Source organism: Streptomyces sp. NPDC040622 (assembly GCF_055593965.1).
Genome location: NZ_JBVIXD010000012.1, coordinates 173,675 through 186,031 on the forward strand (window position 1 = coordinate 173,675; position 12,357 = coordinate 186,031).

Here is a 12,357-nt window from a genome sequence, read left to right on the forward strand (position 1 = left end):
TGTGACTCCTGGAGCCCTCGCACGTCAATGCTTCCTGCATGCGGATTTCGTAGTTAGAGTGGTGCTCTAAACGTGCAACAAGGAGGTACGGCGCGTGCGACTCACGCCCACCGAACGCGATCGGCTGCTGCTCTTCGGGGCCGCCGAGCTCGCCAGGTCGCGCAAGGCGCGCGGCCTCAGACTCAACGTCCCCGAGGCGACCGCGCTGATCGCCGACACGGTCTGCGAGGCGGCCAGGGACGGTGCCCGGCTCGCCGAGGCCGTCGAGCGGGCCCGCGCGGTCCTCGGCCCCGACGACGTGCTGCCCGGCGTCGCGGACGTGGTGACCGAGGTGCACGTGGAGGCCGTCTTCGACGACGGGTCCCGCCTCGCGGTGGTCTCCGACCCGATCGGCCCCGGCCTCGGCGACGCGGCGCCCGGAGCGCTGCTGCCGGGGCCCCCGCACGCCGACGCCGAGCCGGCCGTGACGCTGACCGTCCACAACACGGCGACCGTGCCCGTCTCCGTGACCTCCCACTTCCACTTCTTCGAGGCCAACCCCCGGCTCGACTTCGACCGCGCGGCCGCCTACGGCCTGCGCCTCGCCGTCCCCGCGGGATCCTCCGTGCGCTTCGGCCCCGGCGAGCGCGTCGAGGTCGGACTGCTGCCGATCGGCGGACAGCGGATCGCCATCGGCTTCGCGGGCCTGGTGGACGGCCCGCTGGACGCGCCCGGCGCGAAGGAAGAGGCCCTGCGCAGGGCCACCGCCTGCGGCTACCTCGGAGCGGAGGAGAACCGGTGAACCCCCATGAGTACGCCTCCACGCACGGCCCCCGCGCCGGCGACCACGTCCGGCTCGGCGACTCCGGCCTGACGATCCGGGTCGAGTCCGACGCGCAGCGGTACGGCGACGAGTTCCTCGCCGGGTTCGGCAAGACGGCCCGGGACGGGCTGCATCTGAAGGCGGCGGCGGTCCGCGAGACCTGTGACGTCGTCATCAGCAATGTCGTCGTCATCGACGCGGTGCAGGGCATCCGCAAGGTGTCCATCGGCATCAGGGAAGGCCGTATCCACGCCATCGGGCGGGCGGGGAATCCCGACACCCTCGACGGCGTCGACGTCGTCGTCGGCACCGGCACGTCCATCGTGTCGGGCGAGGGGCTGATCGCCACCGCCGGATCCGTGGACACGCACGTGCACCTGCTGTCGCCGCGGATCATGGAGGCGTCGCTGGCCTCCGGAGTGACCACGATCATCGGCCAGGAGTTCGGGCCCGTGTGGGGCGTGGGCGTCAACTCGCCGTGGGCGCTGCGGCACGCGTTCAACGCCTTCGACGCCTGGCCGGTCAACATCGGCTTCCTCGGCCGCGGCTCCTCCTCCCACGACGCCCCGCTGATCGAGGCGCTCGCCGAGGGCGGCGCGTCCGGGTTCAAGGTGCACGAGGACATGGGCGCACACACCCGCGCGCTCGACACGGCGCTGCGGGTCGCTGAGGAGCACGACGTCCAAGTCGCCCTGCACAGTGACGGGCTGAACGAATGCCTCTCCGTCGAGGACACCTTGAAGGTGCTGGAAGGGCGGACGATCCACGCCTTCCACATCGAGGGGTGCGGCGGCGGGCACGTGCCGAACGTGCTGAAGATGGCGGGCGTCCCGAACGTCATCGGCTCGTCGACCAATCCCACGCTGCCCTTCGGGCGGGACGCGGTGGCCGAGCACTACGGGATGATCGTCTCCGTCCACGACCTGAAGACCGACCTGCCGGGTGACGCGGCGATGGCCCGGGACCGGATCCGGGCCGGGACGATGGGCGCGGAGGACGTGCTGCACGACCTGGGCGCCATCGGCATCACGTCGTCCGACGCGCAGGGCATGGGCCGCGCGGGCGAGACCGTCCGCAGGACCTTCGCGATGGCCGGGAAGATGAAGGCCGAGCTGGGCCCGATGGAGGGCGACGGCGAGCACGACGACAACGCGCGCGTGCTGCGCTACATCGCCAAGCTCACCATCAACCCCGCCCTCGCCCACGGCCTCGCCCACGAGGTCGGCTCCATCGAGGTCGGCAAGATGGCCGACATCGTCCTGTGGCGACCCCAGTACTTCGGCGCGAAGCCGCAGATGGTCCTCAAGTCCGGCTTCCCCGCCTTCGGCGTCACCGGCGATCCCAACGCGGCCACCGACACCTGCGAACCCCTCGTCCTGGGCCCGCTGTTCGGGGCCCACGGCGCCGTGCCCGCCGACATCTCCGTGGCCTTCGTCGCGCAGGCAGCCGTCGACCAGGGCAACGACACGATGCCCACCCGCCGCAGGAGGGTCGCCGTGCGCGGCACCCGCGGCATCGGCCCCGCCGACCTGCGCCTGAACTCCCGCACCGGAGCCGTCGACGTGAACCAGCGCACCGGCCTCGTCACCCTCGACGGCGACCCGGTCCGCTCCGAGCCCGCCGACTCCGTCTCCCTCAACCGCCTCTACTTCCTCTGACCACGAATCTGAAGGTGTACGTCATGACCGCAGCCGCCGACGGCTTTCGCATGCCCGCCGAGTGGGCCCCGCACGAGCGCACCTGGATGGCGTGGCCGTGCCCCAACCCCACCTTCGACGACCCCGAGGGCCTGGACGAGTCCCGCATCGCGTGGGCGAACGTGGCCCGTGCCGTGCGCCGCTTCGAGCCCGTCACCGTGGTCTGCGGGCCCGCCCAGGCCACGTACGCCAAGGAGCTCCTCGGGCCGGACATCGAGGTGAGCGAGCGGCAGCTCGACGACGCATGGATGCGGGACATCGGGCCCACCTTCCTCACCGACGGCAAGGGGGCGCTGGCCGCCGTCGACTGGACGTTCAACGGCTGGGGCGCGCAGGAGTGGGCCCGCTGGGACCACGACGCCAAGATCGGGGCGCACGTCGCCGGCCTGGCGGGCGCGCGCACCTACGCCTCGCGGCTCGTGAACGAGGGCGGCGGTCTGCACGTCGACGGCGAGGGCACCGTCCTGCTCACCGAGACCGTGCAGCTCGGCCCCGAGCGCAACCCCGGCTGGACCAGGGAGCAGGTCGAGGCGGAGGTCCACGCCCAGCTGGGCACCTCCAAGGCGATCTGGCTGCCGCGCGGCCTCACCGCCGACTACCCCGGCCACGGCTTCGGCACCCTCGGCCACGTCGACATCGTCGCCGCCTTCGCCGCGCCCGGCGTGGTCCTCGTCCACTCCCAACGCGACCCCGCGCACCCCGACTTCGAGGTCAGCAAGGAGATCGTCGCGACGCTCACGGGGCAGACGGATGCGCGCGGCCGCACCCTGCGGATCGTCGAGGTGCCCGCGCCGACCGTCCTCAAGGACGCCGAGGGCTGGGTCGACTACTCCTACATCAACCATTACCTCTGCAACGGCGGCGTCGTCCTGTGCGCCTTCGGCGACCCGCACGACGAGCTCGCGGCCGGCATCTTCCGCGGTCTCTTCCCCGACCGGACGGTGACGCTCGTCGACGCCCGTACGATCTTTGCCGGGGGTGGTGGCATCCACTGCATCACCCAGCAGCAGCCGAAGGTGTGACCAAGGAGTACGGGATGGCCGGTCAGGTTCGCGCGCGGAAGAACGCCCCGCCGCGCGAGGACGTGTTGGCGGCCGCCATGGAGATGATCGCCGAGCGCGGCCTGGAGAAGCTCACCATGGCCGCGCTCGGCCGCGAGGTCGGCATGAGCTCCGGCCACCTCCTCTACTACTTCCGCACCAAGGACGAACTGCTCCTGCGCACCCTGGAGTGGAGCGAGGGACGTCTCGGCGCCGAGCGGGGCCGCCTCCTCGCCCGGCAGGGCACGGCCCGCGAACGCCTGGACGCCTACGTCGAGCTGTACGTCCCCGATGCCGCGGGCGACCCCCACTGGACGCTCTGGCTCGAGGTCTGGAACCGCTCCCTCAACGCCGACGAGGAGGGTCGCGACCGGCAGGCCGCGATCGAGGGCGCCTGGCACCGCGACCTGGCGGCGCTGCTCGCCGAGGGCGTCTCGCGCGGCGAGTTCGGGCCGGTCGACGCCGACCGCTTCGCGGCCCGGCTGCGGGCGCTGCTCGACGGCTTCTCCATCCATGTGGCGATCGGGCTGCGGGGGACCGGACGGGACCACGTCCTGTCGCACGTGAGGGAGTTCCTGGACGCCGCGCTCGTCCCGGGCGCGCGCTGAGGACGAGCGACGCCTTCGCGGGGTGCGGGCGGCCCGCTACCGCGCCGCCCGCATCGTGAGACGGGGTCCCGCCCGCCGGCGAAGCGTGGCAAGCTGCCTCCGTGCTCTCGTTCGCCATGATTATTGGCAGCAGGCGCGCCGGTCCGCAGTGACCGCCTCGTATCCATCACGTACGGGCGGACACCGTCGCCTCGACCCGCGCGCAGACCTCTCGCACCCGCGAGGGGTTTTTTCGTTTCCCGGCCCAACTGCAGCCGGACACGGAGCGCGAGGGATCATTGGGGGTGGTGGAGCCGGTCATTCCGGTAGACCGAGATCCGACACAGGAGCCAGATCAGCATGACGGAAACCAGCACACCCGACGATTCCTTCCACGTCTTCGACACGACGCTGCGCGACGGCGCGCAGCGCGAAGGCATCAACCTCACCGTCGCGGACAAGCTGACCATCGCGCGGCACCTGGACGACTTCGGCGTGGGCTTCATCGAGGGCGGCTGGCCCGGCGCCAACCCGCGCGACACCGAGTTCTTCGCGCGGGCCCAGCAGGAGATCACCTTCCGGCACGCCCAGCTCGTCGCCTTCGGCGCCACCCGCCGCGCGAACGCCAAGGCGGCCGACGACCCCCAGGTCAACGCCCTCCTCGCGGCCGGCGCCCCCGTCATCACCCTCGTCGCCAAGTCCCACGACCGGCACGTCGAACTGGCCCTGCGCACCACCCTCGACGAGAACCTGGAGATGGTCCGCGACACCGTCTCCTACCTCGTCTCCCAGGGCCGCCGGGTCTTCGTCGACTGCGAGCACTTCTTCGACGGCTACCGCGCCAACCCCGAGTACGCCAAGTCCGTCGTACGGGCCGCCGCCGAGGCCGGCGCCGACGTCGTCGTCCTGTGCGACACCAACGGCGGCATGCTGCCCGCACAGATCCAGGCCGTGGTGGGCACCGTCGCCGCCGACACCGGCGCCCGGCTCGGCATCCACGCCCAGGACGACACGGGCTGCGCCGTCGCCAACACCCTGGCCGCCGTCGACGCGGGCGCCACGCACGTGCAGTGCACCGCCAACGGCTACGGCGAGCGCGTGGGCAACGCCAACCTCTTCCCCGTCGTCGCGGCCCTGGAGCTCAAGTACGGCAAGCAGGTGCTGCCCGAGGGCGCGCTGCGCGAGATGACCCGCGTCTCGCACGCCATCGCCGAGGTCGTGAACCTGACCCCCTCGACCCACCAGCCCTACGTCGGCGTCTCCGCGTTCGCGCACAAGGCAGGACTGCACGCCTCCGCGATCAAGGTCGACCCGGACCTCTACCAGCACATCGACCCGGACCTCGTCGGCAACCGCATCCGCATGCTCGTCTCCGACATGGCGGGCCGCGCCTCCATCGAGCTCAAGGGCAAGGAGCTCGGCGTCGACCTCGGCGACGACCGCGAGCTGATCGGCCGGGTCGTGGACCGCGTCAAGGAGCGCGAGCTCCAGGGCTACACGTACGAGGCCGCCGACGCCTCCTTCGAGCTGCTGCTCCGCGAGGAAGCCGAGGGCCGGGCCCGCCGCTACTTCCGCATCGAGTCCTGGCGCGCCATCGTCGAGGACCGCCCCGACGGCACGCACGCCAACGAGGCCACCGTGAAGCTGTGGGCCAAGGGCGAGCGCATCGTCGCCACCGCCGAGGGCAACGGCCCGGTCAACGCCCTCGACCGGGCGCTGCGGGTCGGCCTGGAGCGGATCTACCCGCAGCTCGCCAAGCTGGAGCTCGTCGACTACAAGGTCCGCATCCTGGAGGGCAAGCACGGCACGTCCTCCACCACGCGCGTGCTGATCTCCACGTCCGACGGCGTCGGCGAGTGGTCGACCGTCGGCGTCGCGGAGAACGTCATCGCGGCCTCGTGGGGCGCGCTGGAGGACGCCTACACCTTCGGCCTGCTGCGGGCCGGGGTCGAGCCGGTCGACTAGACACCAGCGGCCCGCCGCCGTGGCCGCCGCCCGTCGGGACCCCCCGCGGGCGCCCGTCCCGCGTCCGGCTGGGTTACGTTCGAAGTATGAGGAATCGGACGAAGCGGATCACCGTCGGACTGTCGGGGCTGCTGTTCGCCCTGGGTGCCGTGTCCTTCACGGCGGCGCCCGGGGTGCTCGCGGCACCGGCGGCGCCGGACGCCTCCAGCGCGTCGGTGGTGGCCGACGCCTGGAAGAAGAGCCCGGTGTACGTGGATCCCGCGGCGTCGGACCAGCTGTCCGACGAGCAGGCGGACGCCCTCGCGAAGAAGATCAAGAAGGCCGACAAGCCGGTGTTCGTGGCCGTGCTGCCGGACAGCTTCCCCCAGCAGGACATCTTCGGGCGGCTGCGCACCGAGACCGGCGTGACCGGTGTGTACGCGGTCCGGCTCGGCGGCGGGTTCGACGCGAAGGCCGACCGCGCGGTGCTGAGCGGCAACGCCGTCAACAACCTCGTCTCGCTGGTCCAGGGCCAGGACACCCCCGTCCAGCTCGACCGCTTCGTCGGCCAGGCCCTCGTCCAGGCCGGCGGCAAGGCGCCCGAGTCCTGGGGCGCGGGATCGGACGACGGGGTCTCGGTGGGCGCCCTGGTCGGGGTCGGGGTGGTGGTCGTGGCCGGCGCCGGCGGCGCGTACGCCGTGGTCCGGCGCAAGAAGCGGCGGCACGAGGAGATGCAGCGCGAGGCGCTGGACAAGCTGGCCGTCGTCGTCGACGAGGACATCACCGCGTTCGGCGAGGAACTGGACCGGCTCGACTTCCACCCCGCGGAGGCGGGCGCGGACGACGCGATGCGCGCGGACTACGAGCGCTCCCTCGACGCGTACGAGAAGGCGAAGTCGTACATGGCCGCGGCGAGGCGCCCCGAGGACGTGCGTGCCGTCACCCAGGCGCTCGAGGACGGCCGTTTCTCCCTGGCCCTGCTCGCCGCGCGACGGGAGGGGCGCGAGCTGCCGGAGCGGCGCGCCCCCTGCTTCTTCGACCCGCGCCACGGCCCCTCGGTCCAGGACGCGACATGGGCGCCCGCGGGCGGGCCGGAGCGTTCGGTCCCGGTGTGCGCGGCGGACGCGGCACGCCTGGCGGACGGCGAGGACCCGAAGGCGCGGACCGTCGTCACGGAGTCCGGCGAGCGGCGCCCCTACTGGGAGGCGGGACCCGCGTACGGGCCGTGGGCCGGCGGCTACTTCGGCGGCGGGCTGCTGCCCGGCCTGCTGGTCGGCACGATGCTCGGCGGCATGATGTCGAGCCCCGCGTACGCGTCGGACTACGGCTCCGGGTACGGGGACTTCGGCGGCGGTTACGAGGGCGGCGACTTCTCCGGCGCGGACTTCGACCCCGGTGACTTCGGCGGCGGAGGCGACTTCGGCGGGGGCGGGGACTTCGGGGGAGGGGGCGACTTCGGGGGAGGGGGCGGGTTCTAGCCCCTCGCCCCTCGGCCGCAGCTCCCCTCTTCGGTGGCAGCTCCTGTGCGCCTGCCCTGCCCGGCCTTGCCCGACGGCGACAGCGAAGGCGGCTTGACCGTACGAGAAGTTTGCGAGACGATACGGTTCGTCTTGTTCAATTCATCTCATGCGTTCCCGCACACGGGGAGGACGGCTCATGCCGCAGGACCAGGGACAGACCGGGCAGCACCCCCAGGAGCAGTACGTCGACGTCGCGCCGGGCGTGCGGCTGTGGACCGAGCGGCGCGGCGCGCCCGACGCCCCCGCGCTGCTGCTCGTCATGGGCGCCCAGGCCTCCGGGCTCGGCTGGCCCGAGCCGCTGGTGGACGCGCTCGCCGCGCACCACCACGTCATCCGCTACGACCACCGCGACACGGGGCGGTCGGGCCGGCCCTTCGACGAGAACCCGTACGCCGTCACCGACCTGGCGCGGGACGCGGTCGCGGTCCTGGACGGCCTCGGGATCGAGCGCGCGCACATCGTCGGCATGTCACTGGGCGGCATGCTCTGCCAACTGGTGCTCGCCGACCACCCCGAGCGGCTGCTGAGCGCGACCCTGCTGGGGACGTGCGCGCTCAGCGGGACGCCGTACGTGCGGCCCGACGGGGTGCAGGTGCCCGTCGCCGAACTCCCCGGCATCGCGCCGGAGATCCTGGAGGTGTGGTCCCGTCCCGTCGCCGACGAGGGCGTCGAGGCGGAGCTGGACCGGCGCGTGGCGCACTGGCGCCTGCTGAGTGGTGACCAGCTTCCGTACGACAGCGCGTACTTCAGGGCGCTGGAGCAGCGCATCGTGGAGCACACGGGCGGCTATCTGGAGTCGTCCGCGCACGCTCGGGCCGATGACTCCGGAATGCTCCGCACGGACGAACTGGCCCGCACCGAGGTGCCCACGCTCGTCGTCTGTGCCACCGCCGAGCCGGTCTTCCCGGTCCCGCACCCCCAGCACCTGGCCCAAGTCGTCGCCGGTTCACGCCTGGTGGAGATCGAGGGCATGGGCCACTCGCTGCCGCCCGCGGTGCACGCGCCCTTGGCGAAGGCGATCCTGGAGCACACGCTCGGCGTCGGCGCGCGGTGAGCCGGCCCGTATCGGGTGGGGCAGTCCGTACTGGGTGAGCCAGCCGCACCGGACGGGTCGGTCCGTATCGGGTGGGTCGGTCCGTGCCGGATCGGACGGGTCGGTCCGTGCCGGGCGGGTCGGTCCGTGCCGGGTGGGTCGGTCCGTGCCGGATCGGACGGGTCGGTCCGTGCCGGGTGGGTCAGTCCGTGCCCGGGGCCGCGGCGGGAACCGTCACCGGCCAGCGTCCCGAATGCCCCGGCGGCAGCGCCAAGTCCCGCCGTACCGCCGCGTAGTACGCCTCGCGCGCGGCCCGCTGCCGCTCCAGCAGCGCCGCCCACGCCTCGGGGTCGTGGATGTCCGCGCGCAGGAAGCGTTCCATCCCGATGACGAGGAGGACCCACGCCCGCGCCTCGTCGACCACCTCCGGCGCGCCGAGCATGAGCAGCGCCTCGCCGGCCGGGTCCCGTGCCTCCGCGGCCTCGGTGAAGTGGGGCACCGCCTGCTCGGGGGAGAGGGGGTGGGGGTGCGGGTCGTTGCCGAGGTGGGCGGCGACCCGGTAGGTGAGGCTGACGGTCTGGCGCAGCACCCGGGCGTACTCGGTGTAGACCGCGAGCCGGCGTTCCTCCCAGCGGGCCTCCTGCTCCCGCCGGAACCGCATCCGGTCGCCGCGCATGATGGCCAGGTACGAGCCGAGCGCGCCGACGATCACGCCGATGAGCGCGGGCAGTTGCTGTATGAACTCGGGCACGGCGAAACGGTAGCGCGCACCACACGCGCCACCCACCCACCGGCGCCCCGGTGTGACGGGGCCGACGGATGGATGGGTGGGTGCGTGGACGGGACGGGTGGCGAGGGAGCGGTACCTGCCGCGGTGCGGCGCCGGTACGGGCGTCGCACCCGGTCTCAGGAACCGGCCTTGATGGCCGAGATGTCGAAGGTCAGCTTGATCTTGTCGGAGACGAGCATGCCGCCGGTCTCCAGCGCCGCGTTCCAGGTGAGGCCCCACTCGGAGCGCAGGATCTCCGCCTTGCCCTCGAAGCCCACGCGCTCGTTGCCGAACGGGTCCTTGGCCGCGCCGTTGAACTCCAGGTCGATGGAGAGCGGCCGCGTCGTACCGAGGATCGTCAGGTCGCCGGTGACGCGGTAGTCGTCGCCGCCCAGCGCCTCCGCCTTGGTGGAACGGAACGTCATCTCGGGGAACTCGTCGGTCTTGAAGAAGTCCGCGCTCTTCAGGTGGCCGTCGCGGTCCGCGTTGCCGGTGTCGATGCTCTCCATCTTCACGTCGAGGGAGGCCGTCGAAGCGGACGGGTCCGTGCCGTCCAGGTGCAGCGTGCCCGAGAAGTCCAGGAAGGACCCCTTGACGTTCGTGACCATGGCGTGGCGGGCGACGAAGCCGATCGTCGTGTGCGCCGGGTCGATCGTGTACTCGCCGGTCAGCGCGGCGAGGTCCGGGCTGACCGCGGAGGTGGCGGCGGCCGGGGTGGCGGTGGTGGTGTCGTCGTTCTTGCGGCCGAAGATTCCCATGACGTGCTCCTTGGGGGACGAGCTCCGATGGAGAGCTGCTGTTGAAAGTTCAACGAGTTCAACGAGATTGAATGTAGCGCGATTCGGTTCAATGTTCAACGTCTAGCGTGGCGTGTCGACATGATCACTCGAAGTGGTGAAGAGGTCGGGTCCGTGTGTGCCGCTTCGTGCCGCTCGCTTTTGTGCCGCTCGCTTCGTGTCGTTCGCTTTGCGTCGCCACTTCGTGCCGCACTCCAGTCTCGCCACGTCCCGGCGATTCCGCGCGGCGCTTGTGCGCCGAACTTGAGCGCTGCCGCGCGGCGGCACGCGGCGGCACGCGGCGGCACGCGGAGGTGCGTGACGGCATGTGGCGTCGTGTGGCGCCATGACGACGCCATGGCGCTGCCACGTGTAGCGCCACCCATCCTGACCTGCGAGAAGAGGTCATCGTGGCGTCATTTGGCGCGGTGTTCGCGCCATTGGGGCTTGCGATGGCATCAATGTGGTGCCAGTATGGCGTCATGAACCTCACGCAGTACGTCGACCAGCTCCGGCTGGAGCTCGCCGTGGCGGCCGAAGCGGGCGGCGACGAGGCCCGTGCCCTGGCCGAGCGCCTCACCGCCCCGCTCGAGTCGGCCGCCCGGCTCACTCTGCTGAACGCGCTGTCCGCGGCAGCGGAAGAGATCACCAGCGACCTGGCGCCGGGCTCGGTCGATCTGCGACTGCGCGGGCTCGACCCCGAGTTCGTGGTGACACCGCCGCCCACCGCCGAGCCGTTCGACGCCCAGGCCGAGTACGCGGCGCTCATGTCGGCGTCACCGGCCCCGCTGCCGCCGGCCGCCGCCCCCGACGCGGCGGACGACGGCGCCACCGCCCGGATCAACCTCCGCCTCCCGGCGCACGTCAAGACCCGGGTCGAGGAGGCCGCGAGCCGGGACGGCCTCTCGGTCAACGCCTGGCTGGTCCGCGCGGTCTCCGCCGCCGTGGACCAGCCCGACGGCCGCACGGCCGCGTCGGCGGGCCGTCGTGAGGCCCGCCGTTCCTCCGGCAACGGCTTCACCGGCTGGGTGCGCTGACCCCAGACGGCGCTGACGGCGCTGACGGCGCTTATGGGTCTGACGGATCCGGCAGCTCCTACGGCCCCAACCCCCGTACGTACGCACAGGACTTCACTTCATTTCGCTCCGAGCCATGAGGACGGGACAGCCATGCCTGCTTTCGACACCCCGAAGCCCATCACCGCCACCGTCACCCTCAACGTGGGATCGCTCCGAGTCGTGGCCGGTGACCGTACCGACACCGTCGTGGACGTCCGCCCCACCAGTGCGACCCGGGACGAGGACGTCAAGGCGGCCGAGCGCACCCGCGTCGACTTCGCCCATGGGAAGCTGCTGGTCAAGGGGCCCAAGGAGCGCTCCCTGTTCGGCAAGAACCCGTCGGTCGACGTGGAGATCGCGCTGCCGGCCGGGTCCGAGCTGCACGCCACCACCGTCATGACCCACTTCACCGCCGAAGGCAGGCTCGGTGACTGCGAGTTCAAGACGTCCGCGGGCGACGTGCGGATCGAGCGGGCGGCCGGAGTCCGCCTGAAGACCGGCTACGGGGAGATCTCCGTGGGCCGCGCGGACGGCTCCGCCGACGTCTCCACGGGCTCGGGCGAGATCCGCCTCGGCGCGGTCGCGGGGACGGTGACGACCAAGAACTCCAACGGCGCCACCAGCCTCGGCGACATCCAGGGCGCCATCAGCGCGAAGGCGTCCAACGGCTCCGTCACCGTCGACCGCGCGGCCGGTGACGTCACCCTCAGGACCGCCGTCGGTGCCATCGGCGTCGGCGAGCTGACGTGCGGCGAGGCCGTCCTCGAAACCGCCGCGGGCAAGATCGGCATCGGCATCCGCCAGGGCACGGCCGCCTGGCTCGACGTACAGACGAAGGCCGGCAACGTGCGCCAGTCCCTGGACGAGTCGCAGGCGCCGGGTGAGCCCGAGCGGACGCTGAAGGTACGGGCCCGCACGAGCATGGGCGACATCGAGGTCCACCGCGCCTGACGTGGACCGTCCCGCCGTACGGCATCGCGCCTGACGCGGACCGTCCCGCCGTACCGCATCGCGCCTGGTGTCGTTCGATCCATCGCACCTCGCACCTCGCACCTCGCACCGCGCGCCACCGCATCCCACCTTCACCCGCCCCCTCCCCACCCCCAGCTGCCGCCCGGGCAGCCGTCCGGG

At 72.2% G+C, this 12,357-nt stretch carries 11 protein-coding genes; 9 read left to right on the top strand and 2 right to left on the bottom strand.

The window, feature by feature from the left end:
- Positions 1-94 precede the first annotated feature (94 nt).
- From ureA to ACZ592_RS32365, 7 genes are all read left to right on the top strand, one after another.
- The gene (gene ureA / locus ACZ592_RS32335; RefSeq protein ID WP_471585237.1) at positions 95-781 is read left to right on the top strand and encodes an urease subunit gamma; all 687 of its coding nucleotides are present in this window, start codon (positions 95-97) and stop codon (positions 779-781) included.
- Positions 778-2,460 carry an urease subunit alpha gene (locus ACZ592_RS32340; RefSeq protein ID WP_471585238.1) on the top strand — a complete coding sequence of 561 codons (1,683 nt, stop codon included), beginning with the start codon at positions 778-780 and terminating at the stop codon, positions 2,458-2,460. Before ureA ends, ACZ592_RS32340 begins: the two co-directional genes overlap by 4 nt.
- A 23-nt stretch (positions 2,461-2,483) precedes the next feature.
- Positions 2,484-3,521, top strand: coding sequence for an agmatine deiminase family protein (locus ACZ592_RS32345; RefSeq protein ID WP_471585239.1), 1,038 nt, complete (start codon positions 2,484-2,486; stop codon positions 3,519-3,521).
- A 14-nt stretch (positions 3,522-3,535) separates the two neighbouring features.
- Positions 3,536-4,147, top strand: coding sequence for a TetR/AcrR family transcriptional regulator (locus ACZ592_RS32350; protein ID WP_471585240.1), 612 nt, complete (start codon positions 3,536-3,538; stop codon positions 4,145-4,147).
- A 339-nt stretch (positions 4,148-4,486) separates the two neighbouring features.
- The gene (gene cimA, locus ACZ592_RS32355; RefSeq protein ID WP_471585241.1) at positions 4,487-6,091 is read left to right on the top strand and encodes a citramalate synthase; all 1,605 of its coding nucleotides are present in this window, start codon (positions 4,487-4,489) and stop codon (positions 6,089-6,091) included.
- An 86-nt stretch (positions 6,092-6,177) separates the two neighbouring features.
- On the top strand, positions 6,178-7,548 hold the full coding sequence (locus ACZ592_RS32360; RefSeq protein ID WP_471585242.1) for a hypothetical protein: 1,371 nt from the start codon (positions 6,178-6,180) through the stop codon (positions 7,546-7,548).
- 178 nt (positions 7,549-7,726) lie between these two features.
- The gene (locus ACZ592_RS32365; protein WP_471585243.1) at positions 7,727-8,644 is read left to right on the top strand and encodes an alpha/beta fold hydrolase; all 918 of its coding nucleotides are present in this window, start codon (positions 7,727-7,729) and stop codon (positions 8,642-8,644) included.
- 181 nt (positions 8,645-8,825) lie between these two features.
- Here ACZ592_RS32365 and ACZ592_RS32370 read toward each other — a convergent pair whose 3' ends face one another.
- Positions 8,826-9,374, bottom strand: coding sequence for a hypothetical protein (locus ACZ592_RS32370; RefSeq protein WP_471585244.1), 549 nt, complete (start codon positions 9,372-9,374; stop codon positions 8,826-8,828).
- Positions 9,375-9,529: 155 nt separating this feature from the next.
- Positions 9,530-10,150, bottom strand: coding sequence for a YceI family protein (locus ACZ592_RS32375; RefSeq protein ID WP_471585245.1), 621 nt, complete (start codon positions 10,148-10,150; stop codon positions 9,530-9,532).
- Positions 10,151-10,650: 500 nt separating this feature from the next.
- On the opposite strand from ACZ592_RS32375, the gene ACZ592_RS32380 reads away from it, so the two are divergent.
- The gene (locus tag ACZ592_RS32380) at positions 10,651-11,205 is read left to right on the top strand and encodes a hypothetical protein (RefSeq protein ID WP_471585246.1); all 555 of its coding nucleotides are present in this window, start codon (positions 10,651-10,653) and stop codon (positions 11,203-11,205) included.
- Positions 11,206-11,337: 132 nt separating this feature from the next.
- Positions 11,338-12,177, top strand: a complete 840-nt coding sequence (locus ACZ592_RS32385; protein WP_471585247.1) for a DUF4097 family beta strand repeat-containing protein — start codon at positions 11,338-11,340, stop codon at positions 12,175-12,177.
- Positions 12,178-12,357: the final 180 nt, after the last annotated feature.